The sequence below is a fragment of the Microbacterium sp. IEGM 1404 genome, assembly GCF_030056775.1.
In the GTDB taxonomy this organism is placed as follows: domain Bacteria; phylum Actinomycetota; class Actinomycetes; order Actinomycetales; family Microbacteriaceae; genus Microbacterium.
Map to the genome: position 1 here is coordinate 531378 of NZ_JASHKP010000002.1, position 25941 is coordinate 557318.

The following is a 25941-nucleotide window of genomic DNA, read 5'->3' on the forward strand; positions in this document are numbered from 1 at the left end:
ACCGGAGGCAGATGCGGTCGGCTACCGCGTCGCCCGCTCCAGAAGCTCCAGCACGTGCACGTACGACTCCCCCGTCGCCTTCGTCATCCCCAGCTCGCACGTGCGGTTGCACGACGCGTGCGCATCGGCTTTCCACCCGACGACCTCCGCGGCCTCGGGAGCGGTCGCCGCCTCGGTCAGCTCGGGATGCAGCATCCCACGGTCGCCCGCGTAAGCGCAGCAGCCCCACGCGTCGGGCACGCGCACCTCGCTCGCCACGGCCTCCCCCACCAGCCGCAGCGCCGGGTCGATGCCCAACTGCGTCGACGAGCACGTCGGGTGCAGCGCGAGCAGCTCTGCCACCGGTGTCGGCGTGAGGCGCGGAAGAAGAGCGGATGCCGCGAAGGCCACGGCATCCATCACCGTCACGCCCTCGTCGCGCAGCGTCGCCGCGAACCCCTCGGTGCAGCTCGACGCGTCGCACACGACCGGGAGGGCGCCGTCGCGCGAGGCCGCGCGCACCGCGGCGCGGACCCGCTCCGACATCGTGGCGTGCCCCTTCGCGTACCCCTTCGACGACCACGGCGTGCCACAGCACAGCGCGTCGATCCCGTCGGGCACCACCGCCGCGACCCCGGCCCGCTCGAGCAGGCGCGTGAACGCAGCGGTCGCACCGATCCCGTCGGCGGGCCCGAACATGCTGCCCACGCACGCGGGCAGGAACACCGCCACCGGCTCGACGCCCGGCGCACCGACCCGCGAACCGAGCGACCGACGAGACGGTCCGCCGCCCGGCAGCTCCGCGGCGTATCGCGGCACCGTGTCGGTTCCGAGCACCGCGCGGGCGGCATCCGTCACCGCGCGCACGGCAGGCGTGGGCAGAGCCGACGCCACGCTCAGGGCGGCGGCTCCCGCCCGCGTCACCGCTCCCCATCCCGTCGCCGCGGCGGACCAGCCCGCGGCGAGCACGGGGTTGGCGTCCTCGCGGCGGAAACGCTTCATCAGCGTCCCGGTGTTGATGAGCACGGGGCACGCGGTCTGGCACATGCCGTCGACGGCGCAGGTCTGCACGCCGTCGTAGTCGTAGTCCTTCGCCAGCTCCGCGACGAGGGCCCCGTCGCCGCGCTCGCGGGCGGCGGCCGAGGCGCGCCGCACGACGATGCGCTGCCGCGGGGTGAGCGTGATCGAGCGGCTCGGGCACACCGGTTCGCAGTACCCGCACTCCACGCACCGATCGGCCTCGGGCTCGATCGACACCGGCGTCTTGAGGTTCTGCATGTGCGCGGTCGGGTCGTCGTCGATGATCACGCCCGGATTCAGGATGCCGCTCGGGTCGAGCAGACGCTTCAGCTCGACCATCACGTCGTACAGTTCGTCGCCGTACTGCCGCCGCACGTACGGCGCCATCGCGCGACCCGTGCCGTGCTCGGCCTTGAGGTTGCCGCCGGCGTCCAGCACCAGGTCGACCATCGCGTCAGTGAAGCCCTCGAACCGGCCGAGCGCCCGCGCCCCCTCCAAGCGGTCGGTGAGCATGAAGTGGATGTTGCCGTCCTTGGCGTGGCCGAAGATCACACTGTCGGTGTAACCGAAGCGCCCGAACAGCTGCTGCAGGCCCTCGCACGTGTCGGCGAGGCGCTCGACGGGAACGACCACGTCTTCCAGCAGCGCGGTGGTCCCCGAGGGACGCGCGCCGGCGACCGAGGCGTAGAGGCCCTTGCGGAACTTCCAGGCCGCCGCCCGATCGGCCGCGTCGCTCGAGAAGACGACGGGGTCCAGCAGCGGCTGCTCCGCGAGAACGCGCACCCCGGCGTCCGCGAGGTCTCGCAGCGCGAAGACGTCGTCCGCGTGGTACTCGACGAGCAGCGCCGCCTGGGTCGTGGCCTCGAAGCCGTGGATGGCGGCGGGAGTCCCGGCCAGACGCTGTCCGACGCGGAGGGAGGTGGCATCCATCAGCTCCAGCGTCGCCGCGCCCGTCGCCACCAGCGCCGGCAGCGACCGCGTGGCCGCGTCGAGCGTCGGGAACACCGCGAGCGTCGTCGCGATCGCGGGACGGATCGGCACGGTGCGGAAGGTCGCCTCGGCGACGAACGCGAGCGTGCCCTCGGAGCCGACGACCAGGTGCGCGAGGAGCGCTGCGGGGGTGTCGAAGTCGAGGAACGCGTTGAGGGCGTACCCCATGGTGTTCTTCATCGCGAACTGGCGCTCGATGAGCGCGACGCTCGCGGCATCGCCCACGACCCGCTCGCGCAGGCGCATGAGCCCCTCCACCAACGCCGGCTCCCGCTCGTGCAGCAGGCGATCGGCGTCCGGGGCGGCCGTGTCGATGACGGTTCCGGATGCCAGCACCAGCACGAGACCGTCGAGCGTGCGGTACGAGTTCTCCACCGTCCCGCAGGCCATGCCGCTGGAGTTGTTCGCCACGACGCCGCCGATGGTGCACGCGGCCTCGCTCGCCGGGTCGGGGCCGAGACGATGCCCGTGCCGGAGCAGCCGCGCGTTGACCTGCCGCACGGTCGCGCCGGGCTGCGAGCGCACGCGCCGCCCGCCGTCGAGCACCTCGATGCGCCCGAACCCCTGGCGCACGTCGACGAGCAGTCCGTCGCCCGACGACTGCCCCGACAGGCTCGTGCCGCCCGAGCGGAAGGTGACCGGGGTGCGGGATACCGTGGCCGCGCGCAGGATCGCGCCGACCTCGGCCGCGTCCGCGGCGACGATCACGGCAGCGGGGGTGAGCAGGTAGTGCGAGGCGTCGTTGGCATAGGCGACACGGTCGATCGCCCGGGTGCGGATGCGCGAGGGGTCCGAGACCGCCGCGGCGATCGCGGGGGCGAGGTCGGTCGCGGCGACGGTCATGCCGGCTCCTTCGGACTCAGCGGACGACGCACGACGAGAGGGCTCGCTCACGCCTCGCCCTCCGGTGTCAGGACGCGGTCGAGGTCGGGGTCGGTCTCCACCCGGGTCCGGATGCCGTGCGGCGGCCCCGAGACGAGAGTCGACGCGTGCGCGACGGCGTGCGCTCCCCACTCCGCGGCCGACGCGGCGGCGACCGCGAGCGGGTCAGCTCCGGCGGCAGACGCGGCGGGCGTGCGCGAAAGGCCGAGGAGGAACCCCGCGAGAGCGGCATCCCCCGCTCCGGCGGTGTTGGCGACGTAGGGGGCCTCGGAGCACGCGAACACCGCGCGCTCGGCGGTGACGGCGACGAGTCCGTCGGCCCCGAGGCTCGCGAGGACCGTGTCGACGCCTCGCGCGACGATCTCGCGCGCCGCGGCGACGACGTCGCCGAGGGTGTGGAGCGGCCGCCCCACCGCCGCCGCCAGCTCCTCGGCGTTCGGGGTGAGCAGGTCGATGCCGGCGGGGTCGGCCAGGACGGCGTCGAGGGCGGCGCCGCTGGTGTCGAGGGCGACGCGCGCCCCGACCTCGCGCGCCAGGGCCCGCACGATGCCCAGGTCGATGAGGTCGGCGGTCCCCGCGAGCTGCGGCAGGCTCCCCGAGATGACGAGCCACGACGCACCGCGCGCCGCGAGCTCCCGACGGAGCATCTCGACGGTGGCCTCCCAGGCCTCGGTCGTCAGCGGCGGGGTCGGCGCGTTGACCTTCGTCGTGATCCCCTCGGCGTCGATGATCGACGTGTTCACGCGGGTCGCTCCGGGCACCTCGACGATGCGCAGCAGAGGAGCGGTGAGACCGCACCGGGCGAAGCGCACGTCGTCGGCGCCGAGCACGACCACCGCGACGGCGTCGGCCCCGCCGGCGGCCAGCGCCGCCGCGACGTTCACGCCCTTGCCGCTGACCTCCCGCGTGTAGCTGTCGGCGCGGGCGAAGGTGCCGCGGCGCAGCGCACCGACCCGGTAGGTCGCGTCGATCGCGCCCGCGGCGGTGAGGGTGACGAACCCGCTCATGCGCGCACTCCCGCGATGTCGGGCGTCTGCACGCTCCGGCCCGTGATCACGTCGAGCAGGCGGTGCACTTCCGCGGCGACCGCGGCGCGGCCGGGGGTGAGCCAGCGGCGGGGGTCGATGGCATCCGGATCCCGCTCGAGCTCGTCGCGCACGGCCGCCGTCAGCACGGTGTTGAGGTGCGTGCCGATGTTGATCTTGCGCATCCCGGCGCGCACGGCCCCGTCGATCCCGGCGTCGGCGACCCCGCTGGACCCGTGCAGCACGAGCGGCACGGGAAGGGCCGCGGCGAGCTCGGCGATGAGGTGCTCGTCGAGCCGGGCGCTGCGCTCGCGCATCGCGTGTTCGCTGCCGACCGCGACGGCGAGAGCGTCGACACCGGTCGCCTCCACGAAGCGCACGGCCTCGGCGACGTCGGTGCGCACGCCCGGGGCGTGGGCGCCCTTGCCGCCGATCTCGCCGAGCTCGGCCTCGATCCACGCCCCGGCGGCGTGCACGCGCACGGCGACGGCGGCGGTGCGCTCGAGGTTCTCGGCATCCGTCCTGTGGGCGGCGTCGAACATGACCGATCGGATGCCGACGGCCAACGCCTCATCGACGAGCGGCTCGTCGGTCGCGTGGTCGAGGTGCACCGCGACGGGAACCCGTGCGGACTCGGCCAGACGCAGAGCGGCGGACGCGGCCGGGGCGAGCCCGCCGTGGAACGCGATGGCGTTCTGCGACAACTGCAGTATCACGCCGCTGCCGGCTGCCTCGGCCCCCGCGACGATCGCTTCGGCGACCTCGAGGGTGATGAAGTTGAAGGCCCCGACCGCGCGGTGCGCGGCGAGCAGTTCGGGCATGTCGCTCAGCGGCACGGCGGTGTCTCTCTTGTTCGGGTCATCCCCGTGCGTGAGGGGTCGTTTTCTGTCGCCGGGGACGCCCCGTGGCGACAGTTTTCGACTCCTCACGCGGGTGAGGGAGGGGGGTGGATGCCGGGGCCCTTTCGCGCGTGCGTGGGGGTCCCGGCATCCGGGGGTGGTCAGCAGGAGGACTTGTAGACCGCGTCCTTGCCGTCGGTGGTGATGTTGTCTTTGGTGAGGATGGTGAAGCCGGTCTGGATCTTCGCTTCGGTGGCGTCGCCCTTGAGGGCGGCGATGGCCTGGGTGACGCCGTCGGAGCCGATGGTGGCGGGTTCTTGGGCGACGAGGGCTTGGACGGTGCCGGCTTCGAGGGCCTTGACCTGGGCGGGGCCGGCGTCGAAGCCGACGATGGTGACGGCGCCTTGCTTGCCGGCCTGCTGGACGCCGGTGGCGGAGCCTTCGGCGGCGAAGAGGTTGGCGGCGAAGATGCCGACGATGTCGGGGTCCTTCTGCAGCGCGGCGGTGACGATCTCGGCGGCGGTGGAGGGTTCGTTGTGGGAGTACTGCACGCCGACGGATTCGAACTTGGAGTCCTTCGCGACGGCGTCTTCGAAGCCCTTCGCGCGGGCGTCGGTGGTGGACACGCCGGGGTCGGTGGAGACGACGAGGACCTTGCCGCCGTCCGGGTTGGCCTTCTGGATCGCTTCGAACGCGGCGGCTCCGCCGCCCTCGTTGTCACTGGAGATCTGCGAGACGACACCGGAGGGGTCGTCCAGGGTGGTGTCGACGAGGACGACCTTGATGCCCGCGGCGATGGCCGCGTCGATGGGGGCCTGCATCGCGGACACGTCGGTGGGGGCGATCAGCAGCGCGTCGGGCTTCGAGGCGACGACGGCGTCGACGATGGGCTTCTGCAGGGTCGGGTCGAACTTCTCCGGGCCCTGGGTGGTGACGGTGGCGCCTTCCTTCTCGGCCGCGGCCTGGATGCCGCACTGCATCGAGATGTAGAACTCATCTCCCGCCACGCCCTGCACGAACGCGATCTTGTAGCCGTCCGCGCCGCCCGAGGCGGACCCCGACGAGGCTCCGCCGGAGCAGCCGGCGAGGACGAGGGTGGCTGCGGCGCCGAGGGTGGCGAACGCGAGAACCTTCTTGTTCCACTGCATTGTGATTGCCTGTTCTCTCTTGGTTGATTCCGGATGCCGGGCCTCAGCCGCGGCGTCCTCCGCTGACGAACTTGCGCCAGAGGCTCTGGGTGTTGCCGCGGGTCGCGGCGGTGCGGCGCACCTGGTCGACGTAGACGGCGGTGATGAGCACCGCGCCGACGGCGACCTGCTGCCAGAAGGGCTGCACGCCGGTGATGACGAAGCCGTTCTGCAGCACGGCCGGGATGAAGAGGCCGACCACGGTGCCGAAGATCGTGCCGACGCCGCCGAAGAGCGACGTGCCACCGATCACGACGGCCGCGATGACGTTGAGGTTGGTCTGCGACTGGCCGGCGATCGCCGTGGTCGAGAATTGCGACAGGGCGAGGATGCCGGCGAGTCCGGCGAGCCCTCCCGACAGCGTGTAGACCGAGATGAGGTGCCGGTCGACCTTGACGCCGACGCGACGGGCGGCGAGTTCGCTCGATCCGACGGCGTAGGTGTAGAGGCCGAACTTCGTGAAGTGCAGCACCACGGCGCCGATGACGACGACCACGAGCGCGATGACGCTGATGATGGGCAGCGACCCGAAGACGTTTCCGTATCCGATCGAGACGGTCAGCACGGTGGGGACGTCGCGGATGTCGACACCGCCGGTGAGGATCTGCGCGAGCCCCAGCGCCATGCCGAGCGATCCCAGCGTCACGATCAGCGGCGGGATCTTCGCCTTCGCGATCAGGAAGCCGTTCAGCAGTCCCCAGCACACGCCGCTGACGATCGAGACCAGGATGCCGATGGTGGCGACGCCCCACCCTTCGCCGCCGAGCGCGCGCATCGTCAGCGCCGACACGACGCCCGAGAACACGAGCACGGAGCCGATCGAGAGGTCGATGCCCGAGGTGATGATGATGTACGTCATCCCGACGCCGAGGACGGCGAGGATCGAGGCGTTCTGGATGATCAGGCGGAAGTTCGACCACTGGGCGAACGAGTCCGGCGCGAGCGCGCTGAAGATCAGCACGATGACGATGAGGATGAGCAGGATCTGGAAGGCCTGGGCCTTCAGCAGCCCGACGAAGAAGTTCGGCTTGGTGTCCTCGAACGTGCCGATGGCCACCGTCTCGGTGGGAGGGGTGGTGCTCATTTCTGGTCGTCCTTCGTGACGGCGCCGGTCATGAGCCCGACGAGTTCTTCCATGGAGGTGTCCTTCGCGGGGATGTTCGCCACGCGGGTGCCCAGGCGCAGCACCTGGACGCGGTCGCAGACCTCCATCACGTGGGGCATGGAGTGCGAGATCAGCACGACCGCGATGCCCTTGTCGCGCACGCGCCGGATGGTCTCCAGCACGTTCTTCGTCTGGCGTACGCCCAGGGCCGCGGTCGGCTCGTCGAGGAAGACGAGGCGACCGGCCCAGTGCACCGCGCGGGCGATCGCGATGGCCTGGCGTTGACCGCCCGACATCTCCCCCACGGGGGAGGTGAGCGAGCGCACGGTCGCACCGAGCTCGTCGAACGCGGCCCGAGAGGCCACGGCCATGTCCTTCGTCTTCATGAATCCCAGGGCCCCGGCGAGGCCCGGGCGGCGGATCTCCCGCCCCAGGTACATGTTCTGCACAGGGTCCAGGTGCGGAGCGAGAGCGAGGTCCTGATAGACGGTCTCGATCCCGAGCGAGGAGGCGACCTGCGGGTTGGTCATCTCGATCGGCTCGCCGTCGAAGAGGATCTCGCCCTCGTCGACGGCGAGGTTGCCCGACAGCGCCTTCACGAGCGTCGACTTGCCGGCGCCGTTGTCACCGATGAGAGCGGTGACCTCGCCGGGGTAGACCTCGAAATCGACGTTGCTGAGGGCGCGGACATGACCGAACTGACGCGACAGGCCGCGTGCCTGCAGCACCGGGACGGCCGTATTGACTGACGACATCGTCAGCTCCTTTCCGTGGTGAGAAGAGGGGAGGAGAGGAACGTCTCGGCGACGTCCTCGAAAGAACGGGGGTCGACGGCGAACGCCGCGAAGAGGGCGGCGCCGTACGCGGTGCCCTCGTCGTGCGTGGAGACCGTGACGGCGGGCAGCAGCGCTGAGCGCGACCGGACGACGGATGCCATCGACGACCAGCCGCCGGTGAGCACCGTCGAGGTGGGCGGGGCCACTTCGCGGTCCATGACGGCCATGAGCTCGGCGAGCATGTCGTTGCCGTGGCGCAGAGAGGCCGCGAACAGCTCCGCGCGGCTGAGTCCGTCGCTCTGCGCGACGATCTTCAGCACGCCGTCGTCGTTGCGGGCACCCGAGACGGCGAGCCCCGTGTCCGAGACGGTGCCGTCTGTGGGGAGCCCCATGGTCTCGTCGTCGATGCGGGCGCGGCCCACGGCATCCGTGATCCCGAGCAGCTGCAGAACGCGGCGCATCAGCAGGCCCGACTTGGTCCCGGCCAGCAGCACGTACTTGCCGGGGATGACGTGGCGGACGCAGTTGATGCCGGCGCGCGCGAGGCGCTCCCGGGCGTCGAACGGCAAGGTGTCGTCCAGCACGCGCACGAGGGCTTCGGCGGTGCCCATCGAGTCGTAGAGCTGTCCCGTGTGGGTGGCGCCGACGGCGACGGCGGAGACGAGGTGGTCGTGCCCCGCGACCGTGAGCGCCGCACCCTGGAAGCCCGGGGGCAGCTGCGGGTCGGTGATCGTCCCGACCGCCTCCCCCGCGCTGACGAGCGTTCCCAGGATCGTCTCGTCCACGCCGAGCACGTCGAGCGCGGCCCGCCACGGGGTGCTGTCGTCCTGGTCGATGAGCCCGGTGCGCGACACGAGCGAGTACTCCGCGACGCGGGGCCCGCCGAGCGCGTGCACGACGTACTCGGGGACGTTGAGGAAGGTCGTCCCCTCCAGCGCCACCCCCTCGTCGCGCAGGTGCAGGAGCTTGGAGACGGATGCCAGGGGCCCGACCGGCAGTCCGGTGCGCCCGAGGAACTCGGCGCGGAACGCGTCGGGCGTCGCCATGATCTGCTCGGCGCCACGCGGGTCGAACCACGCCATGATCGGCGCGAGCGGTGCGCCCTCGGCATCCAGCAGCACACCCGCTTCGGCCATGCCCGACACCCCGAGCGAGAGGATGCGGTATCCGCCCTCCAGGGCCGCATCGGCCTCGGAGGCGAGATCGCGGACGACAGCGATGGCCTGCGCGGCGGTCATCTCGGCCCGGCCGTGGTCGAGGTTCGTCCAGGGCGAGCGCCGGCTCACCACGAGCACCTGGCGCCCGTCGGGGGTGGCCACCAGCAGCTTGGTGCTGGTGGAGCCCATGTCGACGCCGACGACGTAATCGCTCATCGCACCTCACCCGCGCGGAGGGTCCCGGGCCAGCCGGCACCGGGGGCGGCGACGAGCACCTCGGCGGCGCCGGTCAGACGCCAGGGGCCGAAGGCGTGCGGGACGGCGTAGACCTGGCCGCGCTCGACGTCGACCGAGGCCGCGTCGGACACCAGCGCACCGGAACCCTCGCCTACGAGCACGACCGCGAAGCCGGCCTCGCGCGACACGGTCTCCCCCGCGGCGTCGAAGAGGCGGAAGTACGGGTCGGCGACCGACGGCAGCAGAGACCGGAAATCCGCCCCCGCCGGCGTCGTGCCGACCGTGCTGACCAGGGCGTCGAGAGACGCGGCATCCAGCTTCCGGGTCGACACCGAGGGCATCACGGCGTCGAAGCCGAGATCGAGGTGCGACTCCTCGCGGGTCGAGGTCGTCACCGACCACTCGAGCAGGATCGAGAAGTCGGTGGGTTCCTGCACCTCGGCGACGAAGATGCCGCCGTCGATCGCGTGCACCGTGCCGGCGGGCACGAGCACGCCCATGCCGGGGCGCACCACGACGCGGTTCATGCGCGACAGCATCCATTCGCTGTCCTGCGCGTCGCGGCGGCGGTCGAGCTCGTCGCGGTCGACGTCCTCGTTCCAGCCGACGTGCACGGCGCAGTCATCCTCGGTCTCGAGCACGTACCAGGCCTCGGTCTTGCCGTAGGGGCAGTCGAGGTGGGCGCTCGCGAACCCGCGGTCGGGGTGCACGTGGACGGGGAGGCGCTGACGCGCGTCGAGGAGCTTGACCAGGATGCCGAGATCCGCGGCATCCCGTCCGCCGCGGGCACCCACCCACGCGGCGCGGTCTCCCGCCACGAGGTCGCGCAGGACGTCGCCCTCGTCGGTGACGGCGAGACCGATCTCGTCGGAGCCGAAGCGGGAGACGGTCGACCCGAGCCACTCCTCGGGCTGGCGGTCGGTCTCGGGCGTGATTCCGCGCAGCGCCGCGATGCGGTCGCCACCGAGATAGAAGTGCTGCACGGGGTTGGGGGGCAGCAGGACGGGCTTCATCGCGTCGCTCCGATCGGGTCGAGGGGAAGGGACGGGGCGACCTCGCCCGAGCCGCGGGGCACGAGACGCGTGGGCACGACGATGCGTGCGGGGGCCTCGTCGGGGCGCGCGGCCCGCTCGCGGAGGCGGCGGAACGCCGCGGCCCCCAGCAGGCGCGGGTCGTGGTCGACGTAGGTGATGCCGGGTTCGAGCACCTCGGCGAGGGTGAAGTCGCCGAACGAGACGAGGGCGGGCATGGCGAGACCTCGCGCGCGGATGGCCCGCACGGTGGCGATCGCCGCGAGGCTGGTGGCGCACAGCAGCGCGGTGGGGGCGTCGTCGCGTTCGAGCAACGGCGACGCCTCGGCGGCCTCACCCGAGCGGAACCGCTCGTGCGTCACCACGAGCGAGGGGTCGAAGGGAATTCCCGCGGCCTCCAGCGCCGAGCGGTAGCCGGCCAGACGGTCGCTCACCGTGGGGTAGGGGACGTCTTCGCCCATGAACGCCACGCGGCGGTGTCCGTGCGCGATGAGGGCGGAGGTGGCTTCGGCTGCGGCGCCGAAGTCGTCGATGACGACCGCGTCGATCCCGGCCCGGACGCGGTCGATGGTCACGACCGGGAAGCGCGCACCGAGGCCGGCCAGCGTCGAGGCGGGCATGGCGACGGGGGCGACGATGAGGCCCGCGAGGCGGTGCCCGGTCAGTCGGTCCAGCTGCGTGCGCTCGCGGGCCGGGTCGTAGCCGGTGCTGGCGAAGATGACGTTCAGTCCGTCAGCGACCGCGAGCTCCTCCACGACGCTGACGAAGGCGGCGAAGAACGGGTCGGAGATCGCGTCGATCAGGATGCCGATGGTGTCGGCCGCCCGACGCTTGAGTTCGCGGGCGCTGCGATCGGGCACGAAGCCGAGCGCACGCACGGTCTGCAGCACGCGGTCGCGGGTGCCGGGCAGCACGCCCGCCTCGTCGTTGATGACACGCGACACGGTCTTGGGGCTGACGCCCGCGGCCGTGGCGACGTCGATGAGACGAGCGCGGGGACGCACCGCGGCGGCTGCGCCGACCGCGGGTGCGGTCATCAGCTCGTCGTGCGTCATCGCTTCTCCGACATCGTTGTCATCTGGCCCGAAGTCCCGGGGCGGGCTTCGATGGAGTCATCCTGAGGCTAGACAGACAACGTTGTCAAGTCACGGATCGATCTCGCATGACATCGATGTCGAGGTCGAGCTTCCACGACTCCCCCGGCGCGAGCGCGCGTAGCAGTCCGGCGGCACGCGCGTCGGCCCGCCCGAGGATCGTCGCCGCCGTCGCCGGCTCCACCCCCAGCACGACGCCGTCGTCCTGCGCCACCCGCCACTGGAACATCGCCGGCAGCACCGTGGTGTCGAACGAGATCCGGATGCCGAGCCCCGACGCCGCCGTCACCTCCGCACTCACCCTCCGGCCACCGGGAAGCTCGTGGTGGAACACCTGCTCGGGGTAGTCGGCGACCGGCACGGGGAACTCCGCCCAGGTCGCCGCCCCGGCCTCCGCCGCCGCGTCGCGCGGATGCACCCGCACCGCCGGCGAGCGCATCCGCGTGCCGGCGTCCACCAGCGGCCACCCGAGGTTGACGTGGTAGAGCACCATGGGCTCCACCGCCCGCGCGCCGCGGTTGACGATCTCGTCGTGCACCTCGATGCGCGCCTCTCCCAGCGGCACCCGGATGCGTCGCCGCAGCTCGAGGTGCGCGCCCAGCACGCTCGCCTCCACGATCGTCGCCTCCACGACGACGGCGTCGCCCTCGACCTCGGCCCGGCGGACGGATGCCGAGAGCCCGCTGTAGCGACCGTGCTGCGGATGGGCGCCCTCGGCGTCCGTGGACGGCGGACCGAACGACAGCAGGCCGCAGGTGGTGAGGAGCCCTCCCCCGAACGACGCGCCGAAGCCCGCCGAATCCGGGCGGGGCCACCCCGTCGGCGACACCCAGGCCAGGGGCACGCCGCGGTGCCGCACCTGGCCGAGGTCGAGACCGCGGTCGGGCAGCAGCTCGATGTCGAGCTCCCCCGCGACGATCCGCAGGCGTCGGGTGCCGGCATCCGGCCCGTCGGTCCTGACCGACTGCTCGATACCCGCCAACTGCGCGGTGGCGCCCGCGCGCCGGAGCGCCTCGTCGATCGTCGATCCGTACAGCTCGCCCATGAGCCCCGCCTTCCTCGCCGTGGTGCGCTTCACGCTAGCAGCGATTGACAACGTTGTCTTGTGCCCCGCATACTGACCGTCGAGCGCAGAGCCGCGCCCCGAACCGACGTCTCGGAGACCCATACCCCATGTCGAAACCCCGCCTCAACCGCCTGTTCAACGCGCGCTCCGGCCGCGCTCTCGACGTCGCCGTCGACCACGGCGCGTTCCACGAGCACCACTTCCTCACCGGCATCGAAGACATGGCGAAGACCGTCGCGACACTCGTCGACGCCGGCCCCGACGCCGTCCAGCTCACCCTCGGCCAGGCCCCGCTGCTGCAGTCGGTGCCCGGCAAGCAGAAGCCCGGACTGGTGCTGCGCACCGACATCGCCAACGTCTACGGCGACCCGCTGGAGTCCCCCCTGCACAGCGTCCTCGTCCCGGATGCCATCCGGGTCGCGGTCCGCCTCGACGCGGTGGCCGTGTGCGTGAACCTCCTCGACCTGCCCGGCGAGCCGCAGATCCGCGAGCAGTGCATCCGCTCGATCCTGGCGCTGCGCACCGACGCCGAGACCTACGGGATGCCGCTGATGATCGAGCCCCTCGTCATGCAGACCAAGCCGGGGTCCGGTGGCTACGGCGTCGACGGCGACACCGCCAAGATCGTCACCCTCGTGCGCCAGGCCCGCGAGCTCGGAGCCGACCTCATCAAGGCCGACCCGACCGACGACATCACGGACTACCACAAGGTCATCCAGGCCGCCGGGGACACCCCCGTGCTCGTGCGTGGCGGCGGGCGCGTCGACGACCGCACGCTCCTGGAGCGCACGAAGGCCGTCCTCGAGCAGGGCGCCCGCGGCATCGTCTACGGCCGCAACGTCATCCAGCACGACGACCCCGCCGGCATCACCGCCGCGCTCATGGCGGTCGTCCACGACGACGCGTCGGTCGACGAGGCTCTGACCCTGATCGGCGGTGCCGCATGACCGGCAAGAAGATCGGCGTCGGCATCATCGGCGGCGGCCTCATGGGCCGCGAGATCGCCGCGGCTCTGCGCCGCTGGCCCGCCCTGATCGATCACCCCGCCGAGCCCGAGCTCGTCGCCGTCTGCGACATCAACCCGGCGGCGCTTTCGTTCTTCGAGCGCATCGACACGGTGCAGCTGACCACGACCGACCACCACGAGTTGCTGGCCGACCCCCGTGTCGACGTCGTCTACATCGCCGTGCGCCACGACCTGCACGAGCGCCTCTACGTCGACACCGTCCGCGCGGGCAAGGCCCTGCTGGCCGAGAAGCCGTTCGGGATCGACCGGGCGGCCGCCGACGCGGTCGTCGCCGCGATCGGCGAGAACCCGGAATCGTTCGTGCGGGTGTCGAGCGAGATGCCGTTCTTCCCCGGCGCCCAGTGGGCCGTCGACTACGTGAAGTCCGGCGCTCTCGGCCGCATCGTCGAGGCGACCTGCTCCTTCCTGCACTCGAGCGACATCGACGTGAACAAGCCCCTCAACTGGAAGCGGCAGAAGCAGTTCTGCGGCGATGCGGGCGTGCTCAACGACCTCGGCATGCACACGTGGCACGTGCCGCTGCGGCTGGGCTGGACGCCTGAGAGAGTCGTCGGCATCCTGCAGGACATCGTCACCGAGCGCCCCGGTCCCGACGGCTCCCCGCAGCCGTGCGACACCTGGGACAACGCGGTCATCCACTCGTGGGCCCGCCACGACGGCGCCCCCTTCCCGCTCACGACCGAGACCAAGCGCATCGCGCCGGGTCAGAAGAACACGTGGGAGTTCGAGGCCATCGGCATGTCGGGCGGCGTGCGCTTCAGCACCAAGAACCCCAAGCAGGTCGAGGTGTTCGCGTTCGTCGACGTGCCGGGTGTCGGCCGTGAGCAGAGCTGGCAGAGCGTCGACGCGGGCAGCCAGTCGGTGTGGCCGACGGTGACCGGCCCCAACTTCGAGTCCGGATTCTCGGATGCCATCCTGCAGATGTGGGCGGCGTTCCTCGCCGAGTACGTGGGCGAGCTCGGCGACGGCTTCGGGTGCGTGCGCCCCGAGGAGGCGGCGCTCACCCACCGCCTGTTCGCGGCCGCGATCGCCTCGCACGAGACGGGTGCGCTGGTCGCCCCCGCCCTCTGATCCCCCGCTCGCGCGCTCCACGGGTGCCCCGACGATCGTCGGGGCACCCGTTTGGCGTACCCGGAGCCGTCGCGTCCACCGGCACCGGTTCCGTTCCCTATGCTCGGAGGATGCCGGACCCCCGGCGTCCCGAGGAGTCGCATGCAAAAGTCCGGCCGGCCGACCATGGTCGACGTGGCCGCCGAAGCGGGCGTCAGCTTCAAGACGGTGTCACGGGTCATCAATGGCCAACCCCACGTCGATCCCGCCATGGCGGAGCGCGTCCTCGCCGCCGTCGACCGCCTCGGCTATCACCGCAACGCGCTCGCCGCCAGCCTGCGCTCCGGCAACCGCGACACGATCGGTTTCATCGCCGCCGACCTGTCGAACACGTTCTACATGGCGATCGCCGCCGCCATCTCCACGGTCGCGACCCGGGAGCGCATGCACATCGTCATGGCATCCAGCGAAGAGGATGCCGCGACCGAACGGACACTCGCCCTCGATCTCTGCCAGCGCCAGGTCGGGGGACTCATCGTGGTGCCGACCGCCGACGATCACTCCTACCTGCAGCGGGAGGTCGAGCTCGGCACGCCGGTGATCTTCCTCGACCGACCCGGCACCGGCATCCCCGCCGACGTCATCCTCCTCGACAACCGCGGCGGAGCGAGGGACGCCGTCGCCGAGCTGCTCGCGAACGGGCACCGGCGGATCGCGGTCCTCCTCGATGCGCGCACGATCTACACCATGTCGGAGCGGTGGGCGGGCGTCGAAGAGGCCTTCGCCGCCGCGGGCCGCGCGTACGACCCCGCCCTCGTCGTGGAGGGCCTGCACACCCCCGCTGCGGCGCGCGACGCGCTGGCGCGTCTGCTCGATTCCGATGACCCTCCGACCGCGGTGTTCTGCGGGAACAACCGCCTCACGATCGGCGCGCTGGAGACGATCCTGCCCCGCGGGGCCGACGTCGCCGTCACCGGCTTCGACGATTTCGAGATCTCGAACCTCCTTCCGCGGCGCATCCGCATCGTCGACTACGACGTCACCGACCTCGGCACCCGCGCCGCCCGGACGCTGCTGGCGCGCGTCGCCGACCCGGCCACCGGTGCGCACACGCAGCTCGTGCCCACGCGGCTGGTCGATCGGGGCGGCATCCGCTGATCGCCCCCGCGCTGTCATCGACGACGCGGCGGCCTGCTCGCCGGCCCGCACCGGCCGGCCGGCCGGGGCGGCGGCCTCCTCTCCCCCGGCCATAAACGCGATCCGCGCGCACAAACGCGGTGCCGTCGCGTTCATGGCCGCGGATCGCGTTCATCGCGAACCTCGACGGCGGGGGACACGGCGGATGCGGCGGCGGCGGGGGACGGCACCGCGTGCCACGGCGACCCCGCCGCCGTGGCACAGTGGTCGGATGGTCACCGCGAGCAGGGGCGACGGCATGCGCCGCGCGAACCTCGCGCTCGTGCTGCGCACCGTGCACCGCGAGGGTCCGCGTTCGCGCGCCGCACTGACCGAGGCGACGGGCCTGAACCGCTCGACGATCGCCGACCTCGTGGGCGAGCTCGTGGGTGACGGCCTCGTCGTCGAGCGCGCCCCCGACCCGGTCGGCCGCGTCGGCCGCCCCTCGCCGACCGTCTCCCCGGATCCGCGCGTGGTCGCGATCGGCGTGAACCCCGAGGTCGACGCGCTCGACATCGGAGCGTTCGCCCTCGACGGCACGGCGGTCGCGCGCGAGCGCCTCCCGCAGACCGGGCTGCTGACCCCCGAGCGCACCGCCGAGCTCGTGGGCGAACGCCTCGCCGCGTGGGCGGACGGCCCCCTGCGCGGACGCCGCACGGTGGGGGTGGGCGTCGCCGTCCCGGGGCCGGTGCGCGCCGCCGACGGCCTCGTCCGCACCGCCCCGCACCTGGAGTGGACGGATGCCGCGATCGGCGCCCTCGTCACGGAAGCGACGGGTCTCCCGGCCCGCGTGGGCAACGACGCCGCCCTCGGCGCGCTGGCGGAGTACCTCTTCGGCGCCGCCCGCGGCGCGCACGACGTCGTGTACCTCAACGGCGGGGCGAGCGGCATCGGCGGCGCGGTCATCGTCGGCGGGACGCCGCTCGGCGGAGCCGGGGGCTACGCGGGCGAGTTCGGGCAGAACCGTCCGGGGATCGTGGATGCCGCCGACCGCCGTGCCGCGGACGGCGTGCTCGAGGACGAGGTGAGCCGCGCGCGGCTCCTCGCGGCCCTGCACCTCGACGCCGTCGACGACTCGGTGCTCGCCGAGGCCCTGGCATCCACCGACGATCCGGGAGCGCACGCCGAGACGGCACGGCAGCGGCGTATCCTCGCCACGGCGCTGGCGAACGCCGCGAACGTCCTCAACCCCGCGGTGATCGTGCTGGGCGGCTTCCTCGCGACGCTGGCGGCGCTCGACCTCGACGGCCTCGACGCCGCGGTGCGCGCGCAGACCATGCCCGCGTGCGCCGAGGACCTGCGGCTGCGCGTCGCCGAGCTGGGCGAGAACCGCCTGCTCGTGGGGGCCGCCGAGGCGGTGTTCGAGGCGGAGCTCTTCCCGACTCCGTGACCCGCGGGCCCGGGCGCGGTCCTCGCGCGGCAGGATGGACCGCATGACGCTCACCCGCTCCTCCGGCACGAACTGGTCGGGGAACCACCGCTACCGCGCCGCCGAGACGCTGCTGCCCATAGACCTCGACGAGCTCGCGGCGGCGGTCTCGACCGCGGACTCGCTCCGCGTCCAGGCCACCCGCCACACGTTCACCGATGTCGGCGACACCGACGGGTCGTTGATCTCGCTCGAGAACCTGCCCGCGCGGATCGAGGTCGAGGGCGAGCGCGTCCGCGTCGAGGGGCTGGTGACGTTCGCGCAGCTCGCACCCGTGCTCGAGGCTGAGGGCCGCGCCCTCCACAACCTCGGCTCGCTCCCCCACATCTCCGTCGCCGGCGCCGCCGCGACCGGTACCCACGGCTCCGGCACCCGCAACGGCAACCTCTCGAGCGCCGTGACCGCCCTGGAGATCGTGGATGCCGCCGGCGACCGCCACTTCGTCCACGGCGAGCACCCGTGGTTCCCGGCGGCTGCGCTCGGTCTCGGCGCCTTCGGTGTCGTGACGGCCGTGGAGCTCCGCACCGTCCCGACCTACACCGTGACGGCCGAGGCCTACACCGGCGTCGCGTGGGACGACATCGTGGCCGACCCGCGGCGTCTGTTCGCGAGCGCGTACAGCGTCAGCGTCTTCACGACGTGGGGCGACCCCGCCCACGATCTCGTCTGGGTCAAGACGACGGATGCCGATCCCGAACCCGGCTACGTGACCGACCTGGGCGGCCGCCCGATCGGCGACGACCTGCACCTCGGTCGCATCCGCACCGTGGGCAACACGACCGAGCGCGGGACGCCCGGGCCGTGGCACACCCGCCTCCCCCACTTCCGCGCCGAGGCCCTCCCCAGCGACGGCGACGAGATCCAGTCCGAGTACTTCGTCCCCCTGGATGCCGCGGCGGACGCGCTCGGGGCGGTGCGGGCTCTGGCATCCGAGATCGATCCGGTGCTTCTCGTGACGGAGCTGCGGACCGTCGCGGCCGACGACCTGTGGCTCAGCCCGGCGTATCAGCGGGACGTTCTGGCGATCCACTTCACGTGGCGCAACGACAACGCCGGGGTCGCGGCGGTGCTGCCCGCCATCGAGGCCGCGCTGGCCCCGTTCGACGCCCGCCCTCACTGGGGCAAGGCGTTCACGATGCCCGGCGAGACGATCCGCGCGACCCTCCCGCACGTCGAGGATTTCCTGGCCGCGGCGCGGGAGGCCGACCCGCGGGACGTCTTCCGCAATGCGTTCCTGGAGCGCACGCTCGGGCTGTGAGGGCGCAGGCGGTTCGACGCACGACCGGGTGACCGCGGGCACCGGTGTGAACGCGCATCGGGTGATCTCGGTGGCGACGGCGGCCTGAACGGCGCGCGAGCGGCGGGCCGCCGGGCGGGGCACGGGCGACACTGTGAGGTCGCCCCGCTGCGCCCCCAGGAGTGCCCATGCCTTCTTCCCCCCTCGCCGAGGGCTGGATGCCGACCGCCTTCGGCGCCCTCGACGTCGCCGGCGCGCCGGGCTTCGCCGCCGAGGCCGAGATCCTCCTCGTCCCGACGCTGCCCGGGCCCGCACTGTGCCTCGTGTCGCACGGCGCGGATCTGTGGCGCCGGCTGATCCGCGAGGCTCCAGTTCCGAGCGCCGCCTTCGACGACGCCGACCTCGACGTCCTCGCGCAGTGGCGCCGGCTGGGCATCGCCGCGTTCGGCTCGGACCACCCCGCGCGGGCGCATCACCTGAAGCGGGCCGTGCTCTCGTCGCCCCTGCACGAACTCGTGTACGCCGTCACGGCCCACGTGGCGGCGGAGCTCGGTGTCCGCACCGTGTTCATCAAGGGGCCCAGCCTCCACCGCCAGGGGCTCCGCGAGCGGGAACACTCCGCGGACGTCGACGTCTGGTGCGAGCCGGCTCGGGCGGAGGAGCTCGTCCGCGCCCTCGCCGCCTGGGGCTGGCACCGCTCCCCCGATCCGTGGTTCGGAACACCGGTTCCGCACAGCACGACGATGAGCCCCGAGACCTGGGGATGCGAGATCGACGTGCATCGCCGCGTTCCAGGCCTGACCCTCGACGACGCGTCGGCGTTCGAGGCCGTCTCGGCGTCGTGCGTGACGACGGAGTACGCGGGGACGGAGGTTCGGATCCCCTCGCGCGACGTGCACGCGGTGCTCGCCGCGGTCAACGTCGTCCGGCCGGCGATCGGCGAGCGCGGGCGCTCGGCGGACGCGTCGACCACCGCCGTACGCATGCTCGCCGCGGCCGGAGGCACCCTCGGGAGCGCACGCGCACTCGGGGCCGTCCCGGCTCTGCGGCGCGAGCTGACCGAGGCGTTCGGCGCCGAGGCGACGGCAGGGTCCGCGACCTCGACCCCGAGGGACTGGCACTGGCGGGGGCGTCCCGACACGGCGCACGCGTACCTCGCGGCGCTTCGGACCCTGCCGATCCTCCGGCGCCCGCGGGCGCTCGTGCGTCTGCTGTGGCCCGACGACGACGTCGCGCTCGCCTCGGCACGCCGCGCCGGCGACCCCACCGACGACCCCCGCCGCGCCCGCCTGCGGCGGCTGGCACGCGGCCTGCGCGCGTGGGCGCGCGGGCGTCGGACGGTCCGCGAGCGGATGCCGACCTCCCCGTCGCTCCGCCACTCCGAGAGGACACCATGACGATCGGCTCCCTGGTTCTGATCTCGGCCTGCGTGATCAGCGTGTGGGTGGTGCTCCGCGCCCCGGCGTCGGCGGCGCCGGCCCGCGCGGTCGCGGCGATCATCGTGATCTCGACCCTGGTCCCCGTCGGATCGGTCCGGGATCAGACGATGGCGATGACGGCGCTCGCCACGATCGTCCTGCTGGGTCTGTTCGCCGTGGTCCGGCGCGACGCCTCGACGCCGTGGCCGCCGCTGTGGGGGGCGTGCCTGTTCGCCGCGTTCGGCCTGTGGCTGATCCTCCGCATCCTCGGTCAGTTCTCCCCCGCGTCCACGCTGCTGCAGGCGGGGATGCTCGCCTCGGCGATGGCGCTGGCCTTCGTCGTCCCGCTGCTGCGGAAGGAAGACCTCCCCGCGGTGGCGGACACGTTCCTGTGGCTCGTCCTCGCGCACACCGCCTACGCCGCTCTCGAACAGACCGGCACCGTCGACGCGATCTGGCCCCTCCGGGTGGAATCGCTGGAGAACATCGACGATCGGGCCAACGTCCTCATCCCCGCCCTCACCGGCCGATCGCAGAGCACCTTCGGGCACCCGATCCCGTTCGCCGTCTTCGCGAGCGTCGCAGCGCTCGTGCTGGTCCACGCCGCCGCGCAGACCCGACGCCGACGGTACGCGGGCGGTGTCGTCGTCGCGGCGGCCGCCGTCGCCCTGTCGGGCACCCGGAGCGCCGTCGTCGCGCTCCTCGCGGCACTCCTCGCCTATGGGCTCGCGAATCTGCGGTGGCGACGGCTCCTGGCCATGATCGCCGGGGCGGGAGTGCTCGCGATCGCCGCGCTCCTCGTCGACCTGCCGACCCTCCTCGCCCTCGACGGACGGTTCGAGTCCTCGGTGTCGTACATCCACCGCTCGCTCGTGGTCGGGTCATGGGACGCGTTGTGGGCGCGTGGCGACGCCGCGGTCGTGTTCGGCTCGGGCGCGGGGGCGAGTGCGGAACTCTTCCGCGCGGGCATCGTGCGCGGGGCGAGCAACCTCCTCTACTTCGACAACGCCTACGTGTCGCTGTTCGCCCTCTCCGGGCTCGTCGCGCTCGTCCTGTTCTGCGCGGTGCTGGGGCGCGCGCTCTTCGGCGGCGCGCTGGCGATCGGCGGCGCGACGTTCCTCGCGGTGATGGGCTTCTCGTTCGATGAGCAGCAGTGGCAGATCGTCCTGATCCTGCTGGCGTTCTGCGCTCTGCTGCCGCGCGCGTTCGGCACGGTCTCGCGCCGGAGCGATGCCCTCGACGCGAGCGACGGGGCGACTCACCCCCCGTCGGACACCCGGCGCACGGCGATCACCGCGGAGACGTAGCCGATCACGCTCACCCCCTCGGCGACGGCGAGAGCCCAGGGGATGCCGGAAGCGCCGAGAGCTGCGACGAGGGGGAACGCCGCAGCTGCACCGCAGACGAGACCGGCCGCGTCCGAGACGAGCACGTATCCCGTGCGGGCGCGGGGAACGAGGACGTTGCGCACGAGGGGCGTGCCGACCGAGACGAAGAAGAAGGCGGCGGCGTATCCCCGGAGGAATTCGGGGGTGGATGCCACGTGCGCCCCCCAGAGCACGCCGGTGGTCCACGGCCCGAGGAGGGCGAGCCCGAGCGCTCCGCCCGCGCCGAGGATTCCGTGCAGCAGGAGCGCGACGCGCTGTCGCCGACCGCGGGTCCCCTGCTCGAGCACCCAGTTCTGCAGAGCGTCGCCGAGCGCGGACACGCTGAAGAGCGAGTACCGGTACAGGCGATCGGCCGAGGCGAGGAACACCACCGAGCCGGGGGCGTGCACGACGGTCGCGGCGGGGACCGGGGCGGCCGACCGCACCCCGGCCAGCATGAGGACCCCGGCGCCGGGAGCGGTCGACCGCACCGCCGAACGCAGAGCGTCCGCACCCGGCCAGGGCGGGATCGTCCACGAGAAGTACCGCCGATGGAACATGCCGAGCGCCACGACGATCCCCGCGACGATGCACGCCGGGTACCACAGCGGCTCCCCCGTCGCCGCGACGAGGCCCGCGCCGACCGCGAGAGCGAGCATGCGCGGAACCACCTCGAAGGCGGTGATGAGACGCGCCCGACCCACACCGATCGCGTACCAGGTCATGGACATCCCCGACAGCGCCGCGGCGACGCACATGAGGGCGGCGAGCGCCCCCGTGCCGCCGGGCGAGGTCACCACCGACAGCGCGACCGCCGCCGGCGTGACCACGGCGAACACAGCCAGTCGGAGCCACCACGACGCCGCGTAGGTCATCCGTCGACGGCGGTCGCTCGGGGCGAGCGCCACGATCGGGGGGCCGACCACCTGCCAGCCGAACATCGTCACCGCCGTGGCGAAGGAGCCGATCGCCTGGCCGATGTTGAGTCCCGCCCACTGGTCGAGCGTGGAGGCGCGAGAGACGACCCCCAGCAGGAGCAGAGGCGCGAGCGAGGCGAGGAGCGGGAGCGAGCCGAACCCCGCGAGGCGCCCGAGGAGGACCTTCATGCGGAAGAGTCGCGGGGGCGGGAGGTCACCGTGCGATCCTGTCCGGCTGCTTCCCGGTGCTGCGCCGGGGCGGATCCGACCCTCGAGAGGTGAGGCCGTAAGGCCGCACGGGTGATTCTTCGGGCGGATCCGCCGACGGCGTCCGCATCCGGGCGCACGGGAGCACACGCGCCGGGTCACGTCGCGCGGTCCTCTCACGACCGCGTCCGCCCGTCGCGCGAGACTCCGCCCCCGCCGCGGCCGCCGTAAGAAAAGGCGAGTGGATGCCGAACCCGCCGCTCTCCCCCGCGTCACCGTCGTCACCGTGACCTACGCCGACCGCTGGGACGCGGGCCTGTCCGCGACCATCGCCTCGGTGCTCGCCGAACCTCGAGCCGACCTCATCGTCGTCAGCAACGGCACGGCGCCCGACTCCGCGGCGCGCCTGGATGACGCCGTCGCGCGATCGTCCGGTCGGATCGCGGTGATCGATCTCGGACGGAACCGGGGATCCGCCCCCGCGTTCGCGGCGGGCCTGTCCGCCGCCTACCGACGCGGGACGGCGGTGCTGCTCCTCGACGACGACAACCCGCTCCCGCCCGGGGCACTGAATGTCCTCGAGGCGACCACCTGCGCCCTGGAGTCGCGCGGCGCCCCGCCGACGGCGCTCGCGTGCTTCCGCGCCGTCAACCCCGTCTACCGGCTCTTGCGGGAGGGGGCGTCCCCCGACGACCTGTTCTCCGAGCTCCGCCCCGGAGCGTTCCTCAGCACCGACGTCTTCGCTCGGCACCGGCAGACCGCCGATCCGCGCGGTGTGGTCGACACCCGCGTCGGCGCCGTCCGGGTGGCACCCCTCCCCAACAGCATGTGGGGCGGTCTGTACCTCCCCGCCCCGATCGCGGCGCGGGGTCCCCAGCCGCCGACCGCTCTCGTGCTCTACGCCGACGACAACGCCTTCTCGGCGGAGTTGAGGGCCGCCGGGTGCGAGATCCTGCTGTGCCTGGACGTCGAGATCCACGACACCGTCGACTGGCGCGAGAGCTCCGAGCCCCCGCGGCGGCGGCTGCGGGTCCCGCGGGTTCTCCGCACCGCCCGCGACGATCTGTGGCGGGTGCGCTACCAGAACCGCAACGCCGCGTACCTGAGCGCGGAGCAGGCGCGCGGATCGGTCGCGGCGCAGCTCCGGCTCGCGGTCAACGTCGTGGTGCGCCTCGGGCTCCTGCTCGCGGCAGGGCTGCTGACCCTCCGGCTGCGCGCGGCGGCACTCATCGTCGCGGCGTGCCTCGCGGGGCTCCGCGGCCGGCTCGGCGAGACCTATCCGTTGCCCGGCGGCCGCCCGGCCCCTGCGGGGTCCGCGGTCACGGCATCCCGGGGGCGCAGGGCCCGCTCGTAGACCGCCCGCGTCTCGTCCGCCATTCGCTCCCACGAGAAGTCCTCGACACGGCGGCGCCCCCGGCGCACGAGGCTCGCCGCGACCTCGGGGTCCTCGACCACCCGGCGGAGAGCGGATGCCATCGCGCCCCGGTCCTCGGGCGCGAAGTAGGTCGCCGCGTCGCCGTAGATCTCGGGGAGGCAGGTCGCGGTGCTGCTCGCGACGGGGCAGCCGTGACGCATCGCCTCCAACCCCGGCAGCCCGAAGCCCTCGAAGAACGAGGGGAAGGCGAAGACGGCGGCGTTCTCGTACAACCAGCGCAGGCCGCCGTCGGAGACGTAGCCGGTGAAGTGCGCGCCCCGGGCGATGTCGGGGCGCCTCTGCAGGATCCGGCGGCCGTCGTCGTCGATCCGGCCCGCGACGACGAGCCCCAGCCCCGGGTGGGTCGGAACGAGGTCCTGGACCGCGTCGAAGAGTCGCTCGAGGTTCTTGTAGGGAACCTGGTTGCCCACGAACAACACGAATCGCTCGAACGGCACGGGAACCGTCTCGGCGGCGTGTGCGATCGCATCCGCCGCCTCGTACGTCAGGACGATGCTGCGGCGCGGAACCCCGGTGAAGCGACGGAGATCCTCGGCGCTGAAGCGGCTGACGACGATGTTGGCCCGCCCCACGTGCGCGGCGGCGGTGAACGCGACTCGGCCGACGGCGCGCCGCGACCACGAGACGACGCGCGACTTCTTGGCGTTGCGGATCTTCAGGAGGGTCATGTCGTGGAACGTCGTGACCCTCGGAATCCCGAGGACCACGGGCTGCTGGGGCATGCAGAAGTGCACGAGGTCGGGTCGCAGTGCTCGGATCTGGCGGGCGAGGCCGACCTGCTCCGCGAGGGAGAAGAACGGCGCGGACGAACCGACGGCCCGGAACCGCTCGGACGGCAGCGACCAGTCCTCGAGCCGGTCCGCGGGGAGCACGAGGGTGTAGCGGTGATCGTCCTCGAGGCGGGAGAGACCCTCGACCAGCTTCCGGATGTAGCGCCCCGTCGTGGTGAAGTATCCGCGCGCGTCGAGAACGATGTGGGCCATGGCCGCCTCCCCGGGCACGTCGACGGTCGACGCGGTTCCTCGCCATGGTGCCGCCCGGGGGGAGGGAGGACGGGCGACCCGCCCCCGCCGGGCAGGGACGTGCGCCCCACCTTCACCCGAAGACTCACCCGCTGCGCTGCGCGCGCTCGGCGAACGACCGACATGTCCGCATGACCCAGCATCGTGTCGACCCCTCCCCCGACGCGGCATCGCCCCGCACGCACGAAGGACCCCGCATGACCTCGCCCCTCGCCCCCGTCGTCATCAACGGCCGGTTCCTCACCCACACCCCCACCGGGGTCCAGCGCTGGGCGCGCGAGATCACGCGCGGGCTCGCGGACCGGATGCCGGTGCTCGTGGCGGTGCCCCCGGAAGACCTGATCGAGCCCGACCTCGGCGCACCGATCCTCCGAGTGGGACGGCTGCGGGGCCACGCGTGGGAGCAGTGGTCGCTTCCCCGTTTCCTCCGCGCCTCCGGTTCGCCGCTCCTCCTGGGACTCGCGAACACGGGTCCGACGCTCTACCGCCCCCAGATCGCCTCGCACCTCGACATCATCTACGTGCGGCATCCCGAGAGCTTCGCCCGGTCGTTCCGTCTTCTCTACGGCGCGCTCGTCCCCGGGCTGCTGCGCCGCAGCGAACGGGTGCTCACGGTGAGCGCCTTCTCCGCCGGCGAGCTGCGCGCGCACTTCGGGCTGCCCCCCGAGAAGATCACCGTGGTGCACGCCGCCGTCGGCCCCGACTTCCGTCCGGAGGGCCCCCGCCACGACGTGGGCGAGCCCTATCTGCTGGCGGTGTCGTCGCCGAACCGGCACAAGAACTTCGACGCGCTCATGACGGCGTTCGAGACCGCCCGGACCTCCACCGTCCGCCGACTGCTGATCGTCGGCGATCAGGCGCGCGCCTTCCAGTCGCGCGGGGCGCGGGAGCGGGACGGCGTCGAATTCCTCGGCCGCGTCGACGATGCCGAGCTGATGGCCCTGTACCGGGGGGCGGCGGCCTTCGCCTTCCCCTCGCTGTACGAGGGATTCGGCATCCCCCCTCTCGAGGCCCAGCGCATGGGCACGCCCGTGCTCGCGGCGCGCGCGGCCTCGCTTCCCGAGGTGCTCGGCGACAGCGTCCTGTGGGTCGATCCCACCGACGTGGCCGACATCCGACGGGGGATCGAACGCCTCGACGCCGATCCGGGGCTCCGCGAGCGTCTGTCGCGCGCCGGACGCGAGAACGAGGCGCGCTTCTCCTGGGATGCCGCCGTCGACCGGGTCGAAGAGGTCATCCGCGACGTGCGGCGGTCCTGACGGAGCGCG

Annotated in this window: 21 protein-coding genes; 9 read left to right on the forward strand and 12 right to left on the reverse strand. The window is 72.7% G+C overall.

Translation table 11 applies throughout. The features are described 5' to 3' along the window. Positions 1 to 21: 21 nt before the first annotated feature. The 10 genes from QM517_RS08225 to QM517_RS08270 all read right to left on the reverse strand — a co-directional run bounded on the left by QM517_RS08225 (position 22) and on the right by QM517_RS08270 (position 12367). Positions 22 to 2832 (reverse strand): FAD-binding and (Fe-S)-binding domain-containing protein, encoded by a 2811-nt coding sequence (locus tag QM517_RS08225; RefSeq protein WP_283286493.1) that lies wholly within the window; start codon positions 2830 to 2832, stop codon positions 22 to 24. Positions 2833 to 2879: 47 nt separating this feature from the next. After that, positions 2880 to 3878, reverse strand: a complete 999-nt coding sequence (locus tag QM517_RS08230; protein ID WP_283286495.1) for a PfkB family carbohydrate kinase — start codon at positions 3876 to 3878, stop codon at positions 2880 to 2882. After that, a complete protein-coding gene (locus QM517_RS08235) occupies positions 3875 to 4732 on the reverse strand; it encodes a class II fructose-bisphosphate aldolase (protein WP_283286497.1) in 858 nt (285 codons plus the stop codon). The genes QM517_RS08230 and QM517_RS08235 overlap by 4 nt, the downstream gene beginning before the upstream one ends. Positions 4733 to 4896: 164 nt before the next feature. Then, the gene (locus QM517_RS08240; RefSeq protein ID WP_160897511.1) at positions 4897 to 5883 is read right to left on the reverse strand and encodes an ABC transporter substrate-binding protein; all 987 of its coding nucleotides are present in this window, start codon (positions 5881 to 5883) and stop codon (positions 4897 to 4899) included. Between the two features lie 43 nt (positions 5884 to 5926). Further along, on the reverse strand, positions 5927 to 7006 hold the full coding sequence (locus QM517_RS08245) for an ABC transporter permease (RefSeq protein WP_283286500.1): 1080 nt from the start codon (positions 7004 to 7006) through the stop codon (positions 5927 to 5929). Continuing rightward, positions 7003 to 7782: an ATP-binding cassette domain-containing protein gene (locus QM517_RS08250; RefSeq protein WP_077049617.1), complete on the reverse strand. Its 780-nt coding sequence runs from the start codon at positions 7780 to 7782 to the stop codon at positions 7003 to 7005. Before QM517_RS08250 ends, QM517_RS08245 begins: the two co-directional genes overlap by 4 nt. Positions 7783 to 7784: 2 nt before the next feature. Further along, positions 7785 to 9176, reverse strand: a complete 1392-nt coding sequence (locus QM517_RS08255) for an FGGY-family carbohydrate kinase (protein ID WP_283286503.1) — start codon at positions 9174 to 9176, stop codon at positions 7785 to 7787. Continuing rightward, the gene (locus tag QM517_RS08260) at positions 9173 to 10210 is read right to left on the reverse strand and encodes a phosphoheptose isomerase (protein ID WP_283286505.1); all 1038 of its coding nucleotides are present in this window, start codon (positions 10208 to 10210) and stop codon (positions 9173 to 9175) included. The genes QM517_RS08255 and QM517_RS08260 overlap by 4 nt, the downstream gene beginning before the upstream one ends. Continuing rightward, positions 10207 to 11283, reverse strand: a complete 1077-nt coding sequence (locus QM517_RS08265) for a LacI family DNA-binding transcriptional regulator (RefSeq protein WP_283286506.1) — start codon at positions 11281 to 11283, stop codon at positions 10207 to 10209. The genes QM517_RS08260 and QM517_RS08265 overlap by 4 nt, the downstream gene beginning before the upstream one ends. A gap of 85 nt (positions 11284 to 11368) precedes the next feature. Further along, positions 11369 to 12367, reverse strand: a complete 999-nt coding sequence (locus QM517_RS08270; RefSeq protein ID WP_283286507.1) for an aldose 1-epimerase family protein — start codon at positions 12365 to 12367, stop codon at positions 11369 to 11371. 128 nt (positions 12368 to 12495) lie between these two features. Here QM517_RS08270 and QM517_RS08275 point away from each other — a divergent pair, with 128 nt between their 5' ends. The 7 genes from QM517_RS08275 (at position 12496) to QM517_RS08305 (ending at position 21032) form a co-directional block, all read left to right on the forward strand. After that, positions 12496 to 13335, forward strand: coding sequence for a class I fructose-bisphosphate aldolase (locus QM517_RS08275; protein WP_077049621.1), 840 nt, complete (start codon positions 12496 to 12498; stop codon positions 13333 to 13335). Then, the gene (locus tag QM517_RS08280; RefSeq protein WP_283286509.1) at positions 13332 to 14486 is read left to right on the forward strand and encodes a Gfo/Idh/MocA family protein; all 1155 of its coding nucleotides are present in this window, start codon (positions 13332 to 13334) and stop codon (positions 14484 to 14486) included. Before QM517_RS08275 ends, QM517_RS08280 begins: the two co-directional genes overlap by 4 nt. 141 nt (positions 14487 to 14627) lie before the next feature. After that, positions 14628 to 15623 (forward strand): LacI family DNA-binding transcriptional regulator, encoded by a 996-nt coding sequence (locus QM517_RS08285; RefSeq protein WP_283286511.1) that lies wholly within the window; start codon positions 14628 to 14630, stop codon positions 15621 to 15623. A gap of 250 nt (positions 15624 to 15873) precedes the next feature. Next, positions 15874 to 17031 (forward strand): ROK family transcriptional regulator, encoded by a 1158-nt coding sequence (locus QM517_RS08290; protein ID WP_283286513.1) that lies wholly within the window; start codon positions 15874 to 15876, stop codon positions 17029 to 17031. A 43-nt stretch (positions 17032 to 17074) separates the two neighbouring features. Further along, entirely contained in the window at positions 17075 to 18328 is a 1254-nt protein-coding gene (locus QM517_RS08295; protein WP_283286515.1) for a D-arabinono-1,4-lactone oxidase, read from the forward strand. A gap of 167 nt (positions 18329 to 18495) precedes the next feature. Next, the gene (locus QM517_RS08300; protein ID WP_283286517.1) at positions 18496 to 19704 is read left to right on the forward strand and encodes a hypothetical protein; all 1209 of its coding nucleotides are present in this window, start codon (positions 18496 to 18498) and stop codon (positions 19702 to 19704) included. Then, positions 19701 to 21032, forward strand: a complete 1332-nt coding sequence (locus QM517_RS08305) for an O-antigen ligase family protein (RefSeq protein ID WP_283286519.1) — start codon at positions 19701 to 19703, stop codon at positions 21030 to 21032. Before QM517_RS08300 ends, QM517_RS08305 begins: the two co-directional genes overlap by 4 nt. On the opposite strand, the gene QM517_RS08310 is transcribed toward QM517_RS08305, so the two are convergent. Then, positions 20984 to 22198, reverse strand: coding sequence for a hypothetical protein (locus QM517_RS08310; RefSeq protein WP_283286520.1), 1215 nt, complete (start codon positions 22196 to 22198; stop codon positions 20984 to 20986). The two genes, QM517_RS08305 and QM517_RS08310, sit on opposite strands and share 49 nt — an antisense overlap. A 259-nt stretch (positions 22199 to 22457) precedes the next feature. On the opposite strand from QM517_RS08310, the gene QM517_RS08315 reads away from it, so the two are divergent. After that, positions 22458 to 23570 carry a glycosyltransferase family 2 protein gene (locus QM517_RS08315; protein ID WP_283286522.1) on the forward strand — a complete coding sequence of 371 codons (1113 nt, stop codon included), beginning with the start codon at positions 22458 to 22460 and terminating at the stop codon, positions 23568 to 23570. Here QM517_RS08315 and QM517_RS08320 read toward each other — a convergent pair. Beyond that, the gene (locus QM517_RS08320; protein ID WP_283286524.1) at positions 23492 to 24634 is read right to left on the reverse strand and encodes a glycosyltransferase family 4 protein; all 1143 of its coding nucleotides are present in this window, start codon (positions 24632 to 24634) and stop codon (positions 23492 to 23494) included. The two genes, QM517_RS08315 and QM517_RS08320, sit on opposite strands and share 79 nt — an antisense overlap. A 236-nt stretch (positions 24635 to 24870) precedes the next feature. On the opposite strand from QM517_RS08320, the gene QM517_RS08325 reads away from it, so the two are divergent. After that, positions 24871 to 25932: a glycosyltransferase family 4 protein gene (locus QM517_RS08325; protein ID WP_283286525.1), complete on the forward strand. Its 1062-nt coding sequence runs from the start codon at positions 24871 to 24873 to the stop codon at positions 25930 to 25932. Positions 25933 to 25941 lie beyond the last annotated feature (9 nt).